Origin of the sequence: Pseudomonas sp. OIL-1, assembly GCF_010669185.1 — a bacterium.
Taxonomy (GTDB): Bacteria; Pseudomonadota; Gammaproteobacteria; order Pseudomonadales; family Pseudomonadaceae; genus Halopseudomonas; species Halopseudomonas profundi.
The window spans coordinates 2,869,531-2,884,521 of the sequence record NZ_CP048629.1; the positions used below are offsets into that span (position 1 = coordinate 2,869,531).

At 59.2% G+C, this 14,991-nt stretch carries 14 protein-coding genes; 7 read left to right on the top strand and 7 right to left on the bottom strand.

The features are described from left to right. From rsxD to G3M63_RS13395, 7 genes are all read right to left on the bottom strand, one after another. On the bottom strand, window positions 1-1,068 hold the full coding sequence (gene rsxD, locus G3M63_RS13365; RefSeq protein WP_163983452.1) for an electron transport complex subunit RsxD: 1,068 nt from the start codon (window positions 1,066-1,068) through the stop codon (window positions 1-3). Further along, window positions 1,068-3,437, bottom strand: coding sequence for an electron transport complex subunit RsxC (gene rsxC / locus G3M63_RS13370; RefSeq protein ID WP_163983453.1), 2,370 nt, complete (start codon window positions 3,435-3,437; stop codon window positions 1,068-1,070). Before rsxC ends, rsxD begins: the two co-directional genes overlap by 1 nt. Beyond that, complete coding sequence (rsxB, locus tag G3M63_RS13375; protein ID WP_150301101.1) at window positions 3,434-4,018, bottom strand: electron transport complex subunit RsxB; 585 nt, start codon at window positions 4,016-4,018, stop codon at window positions 3,434-3,436. Before rsxB ends, rsxC begins: the two co-directional genes overlap by 4 nt. Window positions 4,019-4,020: 2 nt before the next feature. Further along, window positions 4,021-4,605, bottom strand: a complete 585-nt coding sequence (gene rsxA / locus G3M63_RS13380; protein ID WP_150301102.1) for an electron transport complex subunit RsxA — start codon at window positions 4,603-4,605, stop codon at window positions 4,021-4,023. A 213-nt stretch (window positions 4,606-4,818) separates the two neighbouring features. After that, entirely contained in the window at window positions 4,819-6,885 is a 2,067-nt protein-coding gene (gene metG / locus G3M63_RS13385) for a methionine--tRNA ligase (protein WP_163983454.1), read from the bottom strand. A gap of 240 nt (window positions 6,886-7,125) precedes the next feature. Continuing rightward, window positions 7,126-7,272 carry an entericidin A/B family lipoprotein gene (locus tag G3M63_RS13390; protein ID WP_150301104.1) on the bottom strand — a complete coding sequence of 49 codons (147 nt, stop codon included), beginning with the start codon at window positions 7,270-7,272 and terminating at the stop codon, window positions 7,126-7,128. 107 nt (window positions 7,273-7,379) lie between these two features. After that, a complete protein-coding gene (locus G3M63_RS13395) occupies window positions 7,380-7,949 on the bottom strand; it encodes a DUF5666 domain-containing protein (RefSeq protein ID WP_163983455.1) in 570 nt (189 codons plus the stop codon). Window positions 7,950-8,305: 356 nt separating this feature from the next. On the opposite strand from G3M63_RS13395, the gene G3M63_RS13400 reads away from it, so the two are divergent. The 7 genes from G3M63_RS13400 to G3M63_RS13430 all read left to right on the top strand — a co-directional run bounded on the left by G3M63_RS13400 (window position 8,306) and on the right by G3M63_RS13430 (window position 14,988). Further along, window positions 8,306-9,268: a hypothetical protein gene (locus G3M63_RS13400; protein ID WP_163983456.1), complete on the top strand. Its 963-nt coding sequence runs from the start codon at window positions 8,306-8,308 to the stop codon at window positions 9,266-9,268. Window positions 9,269-9,601: 333 nt separating this feature from the next. After that, window positions 9,602-10,702, top strand: coding sequence for a cytochrome c oxidase subunit II (gene coxB, locus G3M63_RS13405; RefSeq protein WP_163983457.1), 1,101 nt, complete (start codon window positions 9,602-9,604; stop codon window positions 10,700-10,702). Window positions 10,703-10,736: 34 nt separating this feature from the next. Next, window positions 10,737-12,653 carry a cytochrome c oxidase subunit I gene (ctaD, locus tag G3M63_RS13410; protein WP_218573610.1) on the top strand — a complete coding sequence of 639 codons (1,917 nt, stop codon included), beginning with the start codon at window positions 10,737-10,739 and terminating at the stop codon, window positions 12,651-12,653. 1 nt (window position 12,654) lies between these two features. Next, window positions 12,655-13,260, top strand: coding sequence for a cytochrome c oxidase subunit 3 (locus G3M63_RS13415; protein WP_218573611.1), 606 nt, complete (start codon window positions 12,655-12,657; stop codon window positions 13,258-13,260). Window positions 13,261-13,293: 33 nt separating this feature from the next. Then, complete coding sequence (locus tag G3M63_RS13420; protein ID WP_150301109.1) at window positions 13,294-13,674, top strand: hypothetical protein; 381 nt, start codon at window positions 13,294-13,296, stop codon at window positions 13,672-13,674. Further along, complete coding sequence (locus tag G3M63_RS13425; RefSeq protein WP_163983458.1) at window positions 13,671-14,591, top strand: cytochrome c oxidase assembly protein; 921 nt, start codon at window positions 13,671-13,673, stop codon at window positions 14,589-14,591. Before G3M63_RS13420 ends, G3M63_RS13425 begins: the two co-directional genes overlap by 4 nt. After that, window positions 14,578-14,988 (top strand): cytochrome c family protein, encoded by a 411-nt coding sequence (locus G3M63_RS13430; protein WP_218573612.1) that lies wholly within the window; start codon window positions 14,578-14,580, stop codon window positions 14,986-14,988. Before G3M63_RS13425 ends, G3M63_RS13430 begins: the two co-directional genes overlap by 14 nt. Window positions 14,989-14,991: the final 3 nt, after the last annotated feature.

Consider the following 14,991-nt stretch of genomic DNA (forward strand, 5'->3'; position numbering starts at 1 on the left):
TCAGTCAACCTTGCCCATGCCGCGCTCGGCCTTGCGATGGCCATAGGTGCGCGGAGTGGTGTAGTAATCGATGGTCGGGGCGGTGAGGTTCATCAGCAGAACGGCGAAGGCCACCGCATCGGGATAGCCGCCCCAGGCGCGAATCACATAGACCAGCACGCCGACACCGGCGCCGAAGACTATCCGGCCCAGTTTGCTGGTGGCGCAGGACACCGGATCAGTAACGATGAAGAATGCACCGAGCATGGTCGCACCACTGAACAGGTGAAACATGGGGGAGCCGTTCGAATCGGAGCCGCTACCGCCCCAGAACAGCAAACTCATGATCGCCAGCGCAGTCAGCATGCCCAACGGCGCATGCCAGGACACAATGCGCTTGTAGATCAACAACAGCCCGCCGGCCAGATAGGCCAGGTTGATCCACTCCCAGATATTCCCGCCCAGCGTTCCGAACACGGGTTGGCTGGTAGCGAGTTCGTTGATGGTCAGCCCGCTGTTGGTCTTGAGGATATCCAGCGGGGTGGCATGCGCCCAACCATCGATTGCCTGGGCGGAGAAGCCGAATACCTGGCGTAGCGCGTCAAGCAGGCCGAGCGTGGCGGAGACGTCGGGGACGCTTTGTTCGATGCCGCGCCAGGCTGGCCAGGAGGTCATCTCCACCGGAAAGGATATAAGCACTACGGCGTAACCGAGCATGGCCGGGTTGAAGGGATTCTGCCCCAGTCCACCGTACAGCTGTTTACCGAACACGATGGCGAAGCTGGCGGCGATTACGACAAGCCACCACGGCGACAAGGGTGGTAACGCCAGCGCCAGTAGCCAGGCCGTTACCAGTGCGCTGCCGTCCGTGACGAAGAACGACACCGGCCGTTTGCGTAATCTGAGAATCAACGCCTCAACGCCGAGGGTAACAACACTGGCCAGAATGATATTGATCAGCGTGCCGAAGCCAAAGAACCAGGTCATGGCCAGCACGCCGGGCAAGGTCGCCGCAACCACCCAGAGCATGATGGTCTGGGTGCGGTTGTTGCCCCGTGCGTGGGGCGAAGTCATGCGAACCAGCGCCATCAGTCAGTCTCCTTGCTGGCCATATGTTCGGCCAGGGCCTTGGCGGCCGTGTTCAACGCTTCTTTGGTGCGATCCAGCTCAGCCTGCGCTGCACCAGTATCGGCGTTGGCTTCCTGCGCCTGTTTCAGGGATTGCTCGGCTTTTTTATAAGCTGCCTTGGCCATGGCCAGCTCGGTTTTGCGCTGACGCGTTGCTTCATCGATGGGTTTCTTGTCGACACGTTCACGCTCCGGTACAGGCTGGCTGGTATTGGCCTCCGCCTGCTCAAGTGTGTGCAGGGCCTCGGTCAATACGTCCCGGCAGCGTTCCACTTCTTCCTGTAACGCGGGGTCATCCATATTGTCAGCCTGTGCGCGCTCGGCTTTCTTCAGCGCGGCCTTGGCCATTGCTGCGTCAAGCTTGGCCTTTTTCAGGTTTTCGTCCACCGGTTTTTTCGCTGCGGTTTCCTTGGGCAGACGCGCTTCGGCTACCGCGACCTGCTCGCGCAGGGCATAGATTTCCTTTTCCTGCTCTTCGGTTGGCGTATCGCCGGCAGCGCGCTCAGCCTTTTTCAGGCTGGCCCGCAGCATGGCGGCTTCAATCTTCAGCCGTTTGGTTTCGTCATCGGCTCCGGCCGAAGGTGCCGGCGTGGCTTTTACCGAGGCTTCACCAAGGCTGGCATCGAAGCGCTGCTGCGCCTCGCGCCAGGCCTGCTCCAGCACCGGCACCTGTGCCTTGAGCTCCGCGTTGTCCGGATTGGCTGCGACCTGCTTCTGGGCTTTCTTCAAAGCCATCTGCGCCGTGGCAGCGGCAATCTTCAGTTGTTTCTGCTCGGCGTTCAGGCCCGCTGGCTTTTGCGCTGTTACGCGGGCAACGTCCGGTTCGGCTGGAGCAGGGGTGTCAGGCGAGGCTGTTCCGGCTTCCTTGGCGGCTTTCATGCGTGCGGCCTTGTCGGCGCGGGCCTTGCGGTCGGCTTCCTTTTGCTCGGCTTCGCGTTGCAAACGCTGCTGGCGCTGCTCGAAACGCTGTTTGGAATGCTCGGCCTTGTGCTGCTGCAGTTCCAGGGCGCGGATTTCAGACTTGCTCGCACGGTAGTACTGAACCAGCGGAATGCTGCTGGGACACACATAGGAACAGCAGCCGCATTCAATACAATCAAACAGGTTCAGGCGTTTGAGCTGGTCGTATTCCTTGCCCAGCGCAAACCAGTGCAGCTGTTGCGGCAGCAGCATTGCCGGGCAGGCTTCGGAGCACAGACCGCAGCGTATGCAGGGCTGCGCGACGGGCGGCGGCGGTAATTCTTCGAGCGTGCCGGCGAGCAGACAATTGCTGGTCTTGATGACAGGGGCGTCCATGCTCTGCAGGGTAAAGCCCATCATCGGGCCGCCCATGACCAGTCGATACAACCGGTCCGGTTGCAGGCCGGCAAATTCGAGCAGATCGCGGATCGGCGTTCCGATCAGCGCCTCGACATTGGTGGGATGCGTCAGGGCTTCACCGGTCAGCGTGGTTATGCGCTTGATCAATGGCTGGCCGAGGATGATCGCATCGTGAATAGCCAATAGCGTGCCGATGTTCTGACAGACCATGCCGATGTCGGCAGGCAGCCCGCCGCTGGGTACTTCCTTGCCGGTCAGGATCTGGATCAGCTGTTTCTCGCCACCGGAGGGATATTTGGTCGGAAAGGGGACGATGCGTATGTCACGCTCGCCTACCGCTTCACGCATCGCGGCGATGGCTTCAGACTTGTTGTCTTCGATGCCGACCAGTACTTCCTCGGGGTGCAGGATGTGCCTGAGGATTTCGATACCGGCCACGATCTCCGTCGCCTTGTAGCGCATCGCCGTATCGTCGGCAGTGATGTAGGGCTCGCATTCGGTGCCGTTGATGATGAGCGAGTGAATCTTCTGCTCCGGTCGCGCATTGATCTTGACTGCAGTCGGAAAGCCCGCACCGCCCAGACCACTGATGCCGGCCAGACGGATCATCTCCAGCAGGGGCGCGGATTCCAGTGCCCGAAAATCACTGATCGGCTCAAGGTCAGTCCATTCATCCTGGCCATCGCTCTCGAGCGTAATCGCCCATTCTTCCAGCCCGGAGGCGTGGGGGTAGGGCGCGGGCCCGATGGCACTGACAGTGCCGGAGGTCGGAGCATGCAGCGGGCAGCTGACCAGCCCGTTGGCTTCGGCCAGGAGCTGGCCTTTAAGCACCCTGTCACCAACGCTGACGACGGGTTCGGCACGCGCGCCGATATGCTGCTGTAGCGGGAGGATCAGGCGTGCCGGCAATGGCGCAACTTCAAGCCCGTTGGCAGTGGACTGGTGCTTGTTTTCAGGCGGATGGATGCCACCGGGAATATCCCAGATCTTGATCGGCGTAGCTTGGGTCATGCGGCGCCTCGCTGGGCGTCGGTGGCGATCAGGGTTTTGCCAGGCAACGGATAATCCCACTTCCAGTTTTGCGGTGTAGTCGGCAGCGGCAACATGTCGATGCAGTCCACCGGGCAGGGTTCGACACACAGGTCGCAACCGGTGCATTCATCAACGATGACGGTATGCATCTGTTTGGCGGCGCCGAGTATCGCGTCGACCGGGCACGCCTGGATGCATTTGGTGCAGCCGATGCATTCGGCTTCGCGAATATACGCAACCATGCGCGGCTTCTCTTCGCCGTGCTCGGCATCCAGCGGCAGTGGTTCAACGTCAAGCAGATCAGCCAGCGCCTGGATGGTGGCTTCACCGCCGGGCGGGCATTTGTTGATCGGCTCGCCACCGTTGGCGATGCCTTCAGCGTAGGGCTTGCAGCCGGGATGACCACACTGGCCGCATTGTGTTTGCGGTAGCACGGCGTTGATCTGGTCGACGATGGGATCCCCTTCAACCTTGAAGCGAATCGCGGCGTAACCGAGGATTGCGCCGAATATCAGCGCCAGGCCAAGCAGTACAAGGATGGCTGTAACGACAATGCCCATGCTTATAACCTTATGAGTCCGGTGAAGCCCATGAACGCCAGGGACATCAGGCCTGCGGTGATCATGCCGATGGCCGCACCGCGGAAAGGTGTCGGCACGTCGGCGATGGCGATGCGCTCACGCAGGCCAGCAAACAGGATCAGGATCATGGAAAAGCCGACCGCTGCGCCGAGGCCGTAGAAGGCTGACTTCATGAAGGTCTGTTCGGCGCGGTTGGTGTTCAGCAGCGCTACGCCGAGCACGGCGCAGTTGGTGGTGATCAGCGGCAGGAAGATGCCCAGCACGCGATACAGCAGCGGGCTGGTCTTGTGCACCACCATCTCGGTGAACTGCACGACGACGGCAATCACCAGAATGAAAGAGATGGTGCGCAGGAACTCCAGCTCGAAGGGCACCAGAATGTACTGGAACGTGAGGTAACTGAGAATCGACGCCAGCGTCAGCACGAAGGTCGTCGCCATTGACATGCCGATGGCCGTTTCCAGCTTGCCGGACACGCCCATGAATGGACAGAGCCCGAGAAACTGCACCAGTACGAAGTTGTTGACCAGTATGGTACTGACCAGGATCAGAGCAAATTCCGTCATGTCATCTAACCGTGTTTGAAGTCGCTGGGAAACATGGGTCAGGTCGCCTATCGTGCCCTGGCCGCGTTACTGCCGGCCTGTCCAGGACACGCTGTGAATCAGGTCCCTCTCAGCAGGCATCCCGTATTCTTCTATGTCCACTGTCCTTCGTCGCCCGAACGAGCGCAAAAAACCAGCCAACAACGCCGATCTCTCCGTTCCAGCTTCCAGCCCTTATTTGACCCGCTGTCCCGGCTTGGCGCCCGTATCGGGACTGAGCAGGTAGATTTCTTCGCCGCCGGGCCCCGCCGCCAGTACCATTCCTTCAGATACACCGAACTTCATCTTCCGCGGCGCCAGGTTGGCTACGTAAAGCGTCAGGCGACCTTCGAGTTTGCTCGGGTCGGGATAGGCGCTCTTGATACCTGAGAATACGTTGCGCTTGGCATCGCCGATATCAAGCGTCAGGCGCAGCAGTTTGTCCGCGCCTTCAACAAATTCGCATTTCTCGATCAGTGCAATGCGCAGATCAACGGCGGCGAACGTATTGAAATCGATCTCGTCGCCAATCGGCTCCTTGGTCAATTCGCCATTGCCGGTGGCTACTGTAGCTGCGGCAGCCTGTTCGGTAGTGGCCGCTTCCAGGTCTTCTTTGGATGCTTCGACCATGGCTTCGATTCTGGCCGGCTCGATGCGCGTAAGCAACGGCTTGAACGGATTCAACTGGTGATCGGCGAGCAGTGTTTCGTGGCTCTTCCAGGTCAGCTCGGGCACGTTGAGGAACGCCTCGGCATCGGTCGCAAGGTGCGGCAGGACCGGCTTGAGAAAAATCACCAGCTGACGGAACAGGTTGATGCCCAGCGAGCAGATCGCCTGCACTTCACTCTGCTTGCCTTCCTGCTTGTTCAATGCCCAGGGCGCTTTATCGGCAATGTAGGCATTGGCCCTGTCCGCCAACCCCATGATGTCGCGCATGGCCCGGGCAAAGTCACGTTTCTCATAGGCATCGGCAATGCCGGGCGCGGCCTTGGCAAAGGCCTCGGTCAGCTCAGGAGCGGGGTTCGCCGCGACCATCACGCCTCCGTTGCCCTTATGGATGAAGCCCGCACAGCGGCTGGCGATGTTGACTACCTTACCGACCAGATCGGAATTGACCTTCTGGACGAAATCTTCAAGGCTCAGATCCAGATCTTCCACGCCGCGGCCCAGCTTGGACGCGTAGTAGTAGCGCAGGTATTCAGGCGACAGGTGCTCAAGGTAGGTGCGCGCCTTGACGAACGTGCCCCGGGATTTGGACATCTTCTGTCCGTTGACCGTCAGGTAACCGTGCACGTTGACCGCAGTAGGCTTGCGGAAACCCGCCCCCTCGAGCATCGCCGGCCAGAACAGCGTGTGAAAGTTGATGATGTCCTTGCCGATGAAGTGATACAGCTCGGCGGTGGAGTCGGCGCCCCAGAAGGCTTCGAAGCTCAGTTCTGGACGGCGCGCGCACAGATTCTTGAAACTGGCCATGTAGCCGACCGGCGCATCCAGCCATACGTAAAAATACTTGCCCGGCTCGCCTGGAATCTCGAAACCGAAATAGGGCGCGTCACGGCTGATATCCCATTCGTGAAGACCTGAATCCAGCCATTCGGAAATCTTGTTTGCCACTGACTCCTGCAAGGCCCCGCCGCGGGTCCATTGCTTGAGCATGTCGGAGAAGTCCTGCAGGCGGAAGAAGAAATGCTTGGAGTCGCGCAGTACCGGGGTGGTACCGGAGATGGCCGAGCGCGGCTCCTTCAGTTCGGTCGGCTCGTAGGTAGCGCCGCACTTCTCGCAGTTGTCACCATACTGGTCTTCAGCAGCACATTTGGGGCACGTGCCCTTGATGAACCGGTCAGCCAGGAACATCTTCTTCTCGGGATCAAAATACTGGGTCACCGAGCGGGTGCTGATATGGCCAGCGTCTTTCAATCTTTCATATATAAGCGAAGACAGCTCGCGATTCTCTTCCGAATGCGTGGAATGATAATTGTCGAAATCCACCAGAAAATCGGCGAAATCGGCAGAATGCTCCGCTTTCACGTTGTCGATCAGCTGCTCAGGCGTGATGCCTTCCTTTTCGGCACGCAACATGATGGCCGAGCCATGGGCGTCATCGGCACACACGTAAATGCACTGATGACCGCGCAGCTTCTGAAAACGCACCCACATATCGGTCTGAATGTACTCGAGCATATGCCCCAGATGGATCGAACCGTTGGCATAGGGCAGGGCGCTGGTTACAAGAATCTGGCGTTGGCTGGCATTCTGAGACATGGGCGTTTGGGTACTTTCCGGTTAGCTGATGAAAGGGGGGCGATGATAGCAGAAGGGGACGGGCGGGGGTATGGCAGGCATGGTGCCGAGCGTTGCGTTAACGCATCAGACAAGGTGATTATGGGTAATGCCGGGACGTTGCTCCTGTGCAACCGAACAGTAGCTCAGGAAGTCATGGGGATGACTCAAAAGACTCGGCCCCTATGGCGGGGCCAGGTCCTTAGCAGCTACTAATACATTTCAGTAGTTGCGATTCTCGCGTGATTCTTCCTCAATGCCTTCGCCCGCCGCTTCGATGTCCTGGCCCGCGCCTTCCATGGTGTTGCAACCGGCAACAGCAAACAGCAGGGTGATACTCAACAGGAATGTTCTGGTTACTAGGTTCATGATTTATCCTCGATTGGAGAGTTATTGGATTGCTCTCACTGCTACTGACAGCGAGGCGGTAAAACCGTTCATCGAGTCAGTTTGTTGTCGGGACAAGCCCGGCGGTGTTATTGCCGGTTGGCCATGGTGGTTACGTAATCGGCTATGAATACGCGCCCTTCGAAGAACCTGTCATCGAGGGTGCCAGTGGCAACAACCTCGTCTCCCGTTTCAAGTTGTTGGTAACCCTCATCGTCCAGCGGATTGTTAGTCATCTCGTCCACTGCGACGGTGATTAGCCGGGTCCCGGTGCTGATCTGGAAGGTTTCGTCTTCGCGGTCTATGGCGGTGACCGTCCCCTGTATCGAGGTGGCGCCTTCTATGATCGGGTAGGTAACCGGAGCGAAGGTTCGCTGTACGCGCGTCGTTTCGTCATCGACAGGGTTGGCGAAAAAATAGGTTCCGATGTTTTCCACGAAAACGCTACTTGCTTCGATGCTGGTGGCTTCAAAAAAGTCGTCGTCAATCATGCCGTCTACGGTGACACGATCCCCCGTGACCAGTTTGTAACCGTCAGCGTCCCGATCGTTGTCATCCATTTCCACGATGACCGTGGCGTCGCCGTAATCGAGAGTGAATGCGTTGGGGCTGACGGCTTCGACCGTGCCGCTGATGCTTATCCAGCTGTCGTCCGGCATCTGTTGCGGATCCTGTGCCCACGCTGAAGCAGACAGAACTGCAGCACCTGCAAGCAGTGATTAGGTCTTTTCTGTTCATCTGGTGTCTCCTCGTTTCGTTGGAGCGCGGGGCGAGTCCTCTGTCAGCAAGCCTTATGTTCCGGTTTCGGACTGCCCATTATTTTACGTCACTGACTGGCTCTGCAAGTTCCGGAAAATCGCTGGCGCTCATCAGAATCTGACCCTGCGCGGGTGTGAGCGATACGCCTCGAATGAAACTCTGCGCTGAGCCCGGCGGTCCTAGCTTCCCTAGACCCCACGGTATGTCATCGTCCCGAGTCCACAGCCGATCAGGCTCACCATCAGGAGTGGTCCATATGGAAACTTTACGCGCCGATGTAGCACGTATCGAACGCTACGACAGCTCAGCACGGGAATATACGCTGGCGATCATTGTCGACGAGGACCATGCTTCCCGGATAGCACTGGAGGGTGGGCAGCACGCATGGCAGTCCACGCTGCGCTATGACCGCCTCTACCGGAACCTGGATCCCGCTACCGGCAAGGTGGAATTCACATTCGAAGATGTACCCGCTGCGCAAGGCGGCGAATATCAGCTAATGAGCTTGATAGCCGAGGCTGGCCGTGGTGCGGAGTTTTCCGAGCTGGTGATGTTCGGCAAACGTCTGGTTACCTTTGATGATCGTACCGGGCTGGTATGTGAGGTGCGTGACAAGAATCAGCTTGTGCCCAGGCATATCCTCATGATCGGGAGTGGGGACGAGGAATTCAAGGGCTTCAAATCGGAATGGGCGACACTTCAAGACGATGACCTGGTCGTCGGCAGCCACGGCAAGAAGCCGACCGAGGAATGGGTCAAGGTATTGGATCGCAATTACGGTCTCAAGAGCGTCGACTGGCGTGAGCGTTACCAGAGGATGCGTGAGGCGTTGCAGGTTGGCGAGCATGGCTATGTCATCCATGAGGCTGCCGAGTGGCATCCCTATCGCCGGGAATGGCTGTTCTTTCCGCGCAAGGTGTCTTCAGAGCCGTTCGATGAAACCATTGACGAGCGGGAGCGGGGCAACAACAAGCTGCTGATCGCAAACGAAGACTTCAGTGATATCCGCGTCATCGCGGTAGGTGAGCGCGTGCCTGAACGCGGTGTTTCGTCCTTCAAGCTTCTGCCGGGGCATCCGGACGAATGCGTCGCCCTTAAAAGTGTCGAGATTGGCGATCGCACCGAGAGCTATCTGTTCTGCTTCAATCTGGACGGAACAATATTGAAAGACGACACGTTTATCGGAGACTACAAATGCGAAGGGCTGCAAATCCTCTGAGTTCCAGGAAGGCTGTTGAATGGTCGCACTTGCCCTGTGCCGTCTGCTCAGATGAGGGTGGGCGTCGGCGGAGATCGGAATCAATCGAGACGATCACTGTCCCAAAGGGAGACTGATCGCAGCATAATCAGAAACCAGGTATTACCGAGGGAGCCAGAACCGGTCAGCTGAGGTTGAGTGGCCGATACCCCGCAGTCAGGCAGCTCCAGCGAGCGTAACGGTAACAACAGGCGCCCTGGTCGTTATGGAGGTAGCCGCCATCAACATCGCAGTCATCTGTTTTCTTGTCGCAACGGGTCATGATCGCTGGCCCATCAGCTCCGAACGCGCCCTATGACGTTCCGATGCCGGAACGTACTGGTGTTGGCGGCGGCATTGGTAGCCGAATCCTCGATAGCCAGCCCGCCCAATCAGACAGCGCTTGTGCCCGCCAGCGATCAGGCCGCCGGTATTGCTTCGTTATGGATGGCGATGTTGGTCGGAGGCTGCCTGATCTTTGTCGCGGTGATGTTGATTCTTGCACTGGGTTTGTGGCGCGCGCGGCGACAAGAGCATCGGTTATCTCATCTTGCCAGTCGCAACCTGGTAATCGCCGCTGGCGTGGCCGTCCCGTTGGCGGTGCTGATCGCACTGGTGGCAGGTAGCCTGTTTCTGGGCAATAACATCTCATCCAGGCCACCGGATGGCGCGTTGCATATCGAAGTCATCGGTTGGCGCTGGTGGTGGGAGATCCGCTATCGGGATTCCCAGGGCGAACTGATCGCCACCACTGCCAATGAAATCCATGTGCCAGTGGATAGGCCGGTACGATTGTCGCTGACCTCCGAAGATGTGATCCATAGCTTTTGGGTGCCCAACCTCCACGGCAAGACCGACTTGGTACCCGGCCAGACCAACAGCAGCTGGTTTACCGCCAGGCGAGCCGGCACCTTTCATGGCCAATGCGCAGAGTTCTGCGGCACGCAGCACGCGCTGATGGGCTTCAGGGTGATCGCTCAATCGGCAGCAGAATTCGAAACCTGGCTCGCGCAGCAGGCGCAGCCCGCGCGTCGGGCGGATTCACCTATGCTGCGGCGTGGTCGAGAAGCCTTTGTTTCCGCTGGCTGCGCTAGCTGCCATGTGATTCGCGGCGTTACGCCGCCGGCTCTGGCGAACGCAGTCAAGACTGACAGCAAGAATCCGCTTTCTGCTGACGTCCGCAGCTTGAGCAAGGCCCGGACTGCAGCCAGGGATAAACCGGTACCTGCGCCAGATCTGACCCATTTCGGCTCTCGCCTGACGCTCGCCGCTGGAGCGCGACCCAATACGGCAGGCCATCTTGGTGGTTGGATATCCGATCCGCAGGGCATCAAGCCGGGGGTCTTGATGCCGCCGACAATGCTCGAGCCAGGCGAACTGACCGCCTTGATCGGGTATCTGCAGAGCCTCCGTTGACGTTAACCCGTTGCTGACAGAACAAGGACCGCACGTGAGCCAAGTGACAGCCAACATGCCCGAATCCGCATCGTCAGCGCCTTCGGAACAGGCCACTGCCGAGCTGAACCGGACCTGGGCCTCCCCAGCCGGGTTCTTCGGCTGGTTTACGCACGTCAACCACCGCAAGATCGGCTTCCGCTTCATCATGACCTCCCTGGTCTTTTTCGTGTTGGCCGGGGTGCTGGCGCTGCTGATGCGTTTGCAACTGATTACGCCGGAAAACAGCCTGATGGGACCGGAGCTGTTCAACCAACTGTTTACCATGCACGGCACCACCATGATGTTCTTCTTTGCGGTGCCGATCATGGAGGGACTGGGCATTTACCTGGTGCCGCTGATGATCGGAACGCGGGACATGTGCTTCCCGCGTCTGAACGCGTTCGGCTACTACGTGTATCTCATCGCCGGTATCGTTCTCTATCTGTCGTTGTTCCTTGGAATGGCACCAGCGGCCGGCTGGTTTGCCTACGTGCCGCTGGCCAACGACATGTTCTCGCCGGGCAAGGGCATGGATATCTGGACCACGATGATCACCTTCATCGAGCTGTCGGCGCTGACCGCAGCGGTAGAGTTGATTGTCACCATCTTCAAGCAACGGGCGCCGGGTATGTCGCTTGACCGCATGCCGCTGTTCGTCTGGGCGATTCTGGTGATGTCCTTCATGATCGTGTTTGCCATGCCGACGGTAATGGTCGGCAGTATTCTGCTGATGCTCGACCGTACCCTGATGACCCAGTTCTTCGTGGTCGCCAGCGGAGGCGAGCCGTTGCTGTGGCAGCATCTTTTCTGGTTTTTCGGGCATCCCGAGGTGTACATCATTTTCGTGCCGGCCCTCGGGGTGCTGTCGGCAATCATCACTACCTTTACGCACAAGCGTCTGTTTGGCTATACGGCAATGGTGCTGTCTCTGGTTGCGATTGGTTTCGTTTCCTTCGGCCTGTGGGTGCACCACATGTTCACCACGGGCTTGCCGCATCTGGGGCTCAGCTTCTTCACCGGTGCCAGTGCCATGATCGCCATTCCCAGCGGCGTGCAGATCTTCTGCTGGATTGCGTCGTTGTGGGGCGCGCGCATCCGTTTTGCTACGCCCATGTTGTTCGTTCTGGGGTTCTTTGCGGTATTTGTGATCGGCGGACTGACCGGGGTGATGGTGGCGTCGATTCCCTTCGACATGCAGGTACACGACACCTATTTCGTGGTCGCCCATTTCCATTACGTATTGATTGGTGGGGCCGTGCTGCCATTGTTTGGCGGGATCTATTACTGGTATCCCAAGGTGACCGGCCGGCTGATGTCCGAACGGCTCGGGCGCTGGAGTTTCGCGCTCATCTTCCTGGGGCTCAATGCCACCTTCTTTCCCATGCATCAGCTGGGGTTGGAGGGTATGCCGCGGCGTGTGTATACCTATCTGGAAACCATGGGCTGGGGGCCGTTGAATCTGTTCATCAGTCTCAGCGCCTTTGTTCTTGCGCTGGGTTTCGGACTGACCTTTGTGAATATGTGGACGAGTCGCTTACGCGGAACGCCTGCCGGCCCGAATCCGTGGGACGCCGACTCGCTGGAATGGGCAACCGACTCGCCGCCGGCCAACTACAACTTCCGGTATATTCCGGTCGTGCGTAGCGGGACGCCGCTCTGGGACGACGCCATTGCCAATGAGCGCCAGTTTGTCACCGGGCTGCGCGATGACCGCCGCGAAGTGCTGGTGACCACGCTGGTCGATGCAGAACCGCAGGCAGTAGTGATATTGCCACAGCCGACCATTTGGCCGTTTCTGCTTGCCGTGGCGGTGAGTATCGGTTTCATCGGAACGATATTCAGCCCATGGGGGTTCTGGCTCGGCTTTTTCCTCAGCTTCTGGATGATCGTTGGCTGGTTATGGCCACGCCGGCCGTGGCAGGAGAATTGACGTGCGCGAACGCTTCGTAATCGATGTCGGTGACTTCTCACGCTTCAATCCCGGCCCGCAGGCGCCGGTCTGGTGGGGAATCCTGGGGCTGGTGGTGATCGAGGCCACCGTCATCATGGCGTTTATCGCCACCTATTTTTATCTGCGCCTGATGGCCCCCGCCTGGCCGCCGGAGGGTGTCGAGCCGCCGCCCTTGTTGCTGCCGTCAATCTCCGTTGCGCTGCTCCTCGGAAGCTCTATGACCATGCAGTGGGGCAGCAAATGCATTGAGAACGAGCAATACAACCGGTTCGTTGTCGCGATGTTCGCCTCGGTCGGGCTGGCCTGCACGGTGCTGATGCTCCGTTGGCAGCAGTTCCAGGAGTTGGGCGTGCCCTGGGACGAACATGTCTACGGCTCGATTGTCTGGACGATCATGGGCTTCCATTTCGTGCACTTGATATCCGCCGCCGCCGGGACCCTGGTCGTCGGAATTCTGGGCATCAAGCGTTACTTCAATCCGCAACAGAAGATTGGCGTGGTGGTCGACACGCTGTACTGGAATTTCGTGAGTCTGGTGTGGATTCCGCTGTATCTGGTTGTTTATTGGGTGCCGAGATGGCTGTGAATGGGCCGTCGGAGATCATGAGCGGAGGCTGTTGTGACTGACAAGCGTGCCGATGTGAACAGCGGACCTGGTGTCCTCGCGCTGACTGCAGGCTGGGGATTGGCCGTCGCGGCCTGGGGCCTGCATCTGGCGATCAGCTATAGCATTGTCGAGTGGTACTGCAACCGGGGTGGGGATTACGCACCGCAGAGCATTTCGCTGGTTTTGAATATCGTCGCCCTGTGCATGCTGATCCTCGCCGGGGCTGGGCTGTACCTGGCCGGGCGCAATTTGCGTGCGGTCCGGCAGTTGGGGCACGAAGCCAGCAGTCGCAGCCGCTTTCTGGCGACTGGCGGTCCGCTCATCAGCGTCTTGATGCTGGGCGTGATTGTCATGCAGAGCGTACCCAACCTGGTACTGAGCCCATGCCAATGAGTCGTTCATGCCTGATGGTGATGCTTGCTCTGGTGGCCACGCCGAGCCATGCCCACCTGGTCGGGCCGGCAACCAGCGAATTTCATTGGTGGCATGTGGACCCCGTTGCGGTGGTATTGCTGCTTGTTATGGCTGTGGCCTACGCGATCGGCATCAAGCAACAGAACCGCCGAGCGCAGGCCGATGCGGGGGCCTTCAAGCGCCGCCAGCTGTATTTCTGGTCGGGTTGGCTGACCCTGGTGATCGCCCTGGCTTCGCCACTCGACCCGCTGGGTGAGCAGCTATTTGCCGCGCACATGCTGCAACATGAAGTGATGATGCTGATCACCGCGCCACTGCTGATATTGAGCCGTCCCGGTGCGGCGATGCTGCGTGGGTTGCCACGCTTTGTCGGGCGCGGCACGGGCGCCCTGTTGCGCGGCAACGGTCTGCGCTGGTTTTGGTCCTGGCTTGCCACGCCGCTGGTTGCCTGGCTGGTGCATTTTGCGATGCTATGGGGCTGGCATCTGCCTGTACTGTTTTCTGCTGGCCTGGAGAATACCTGGATTCATGCGCTGCAGCACCTGAGCTTTTTCTGGGTGGCATTGCTGTTCTGGTGGGCGTTGGTACGCGCGCGTCAGAATGGCTCTGCGGTGGGGGTGCTGTATTTGTTCACCACCGCTGTGCATGCCAGCGTACTCGGCGCATTGCTGACGTTCTCGCCTGAAGTCTGGTATGCGCCTTACCTGCAGACGGCGCCTGAATGGGGTCTGAGTGCGCTGGAAGACCAGCAGCTGGGCGGTTTGATCATGTGGATGCCATCCGGGCTGGTATATGTCGCGGCGGCGCTTCTCGAAGTTGCCAGCTATATGCGCAACAGCGCCCGTCGCGCGGAGCAGATCGATAGCACGAGAGGAGCTGATCATGCGCAGCAGTAGCGCATCGGCGGCGCCGCTGCGTCGCCTCGCTAAAGGCATTCGACCAATGCTTGTGCTGCTGACGGCTGCGATGCTGGCAGGCTGCCCGGAGCTGCACTGGGGAACAGACAAATCCCAAGCGCAGGCGCAGCAAGGCGCTCAGCTGATACGCGATTATGGATGCGGCAGCTGTCATCGGATTCCCGGGATAACCGGGGCGGACGGGCTGGTCGGGCCGAGCCTGGAATTGATCGGTCGGCGGGCCTATCTGGGCGGCGTGGTACCTAACCAGCCGGAGACCATGGTGCGCTGGCTGATGGATCCACAGGGAGTGGACCCGCGTACCGCAATGCCGAACCTCGGGCTAGCAGAAGATGAGGCCAGAGCCATTTCGGCTTATCTGGGCACACTGAAGTGATTG

What these genes read in the sequence shown, in the direction of transcription:
- rsxD (WP_163983452.1), bottom strand. Translation starts at nt 1,068, where the DNA reads ATGGCGCTGGTTCGCATGACTTCGCCCCACGCACGGGGCAACAACCGC.
- rsxC (WP_163983453.1), bottom strand. Translation starts at nt 3,437, where the DNA reads ATGACCCAAGCTACGCCGATCAAGATCTGGGATATTCCCGGTGGCATC.
- rsxB (WP_150301101.1), bottom strand. Translation starts at nt 4,018, where the DNA reads ATGGGCATTGTCGTTACAGCCATCCTTGTACTGCTTGGCCTGGCGCTG.
- rsxA (WP_150301102.1), bottom strand. Translation starts at nt 4,605, where the DNA reads ATGACGGAATTTGCTCTGATCCTGGTCAGTACCATACTGGTCAACAAC.
- metG (WP_163983454.1), bottom strand. Translation starts at nt 6,885, where the DNA reads ATGTCTCAGAATGCCAGCCAACGCCAGATTCTTGTAACCAGCGCCCTG.
- G3M63_RS13390 (WP_150301104.1), bottom strand. Translation starts at nt 7,272, where the DNA reads ATGAACCTAGTAACCAGAACATTCCTGTTGAGTATCACCCTGCTGTTT.
- G3M63_RS13395 (WP_163983455.1), bottom strand. Translation starts at nt 7,949, where the DNA reads ATGCCGGACGACAGCTGGATAAGCATCAGCGGCACGGTCGAAGCCGTC.
- G3M63_RS13400 (WP_163983456.1), top strand. Translation starts at nt 8,306, where the DNA reads ATGGAAACTTTACGCGCCGATGTAGCACGTATCGAACGCTACGACAGC.
- coxB (WP_163983457.1), top strand. Translation starts at nt 9,602, where the DNA reads ATGACGTTCCGATGCCGGAACGTACTGGTGTTGGCGGCGGCATTGGTA.
- G3M63_RS13425 (WP_163983458.1), top strand. Translation starts at nt 13,671, where the DNA reads ATGAGTCGTTCATGCCTGATGGTGATGCTTGCTCTGGTGGCCACGCCG.
- G3M63_RS13430 (WP_218573612.1), top strand. Translation starts at nt 14,578, where the DNA reads ATGCGCAGCAGTAGCGCATCGGCGGCGCCGCTGCGTCGCCTCGCTAAA.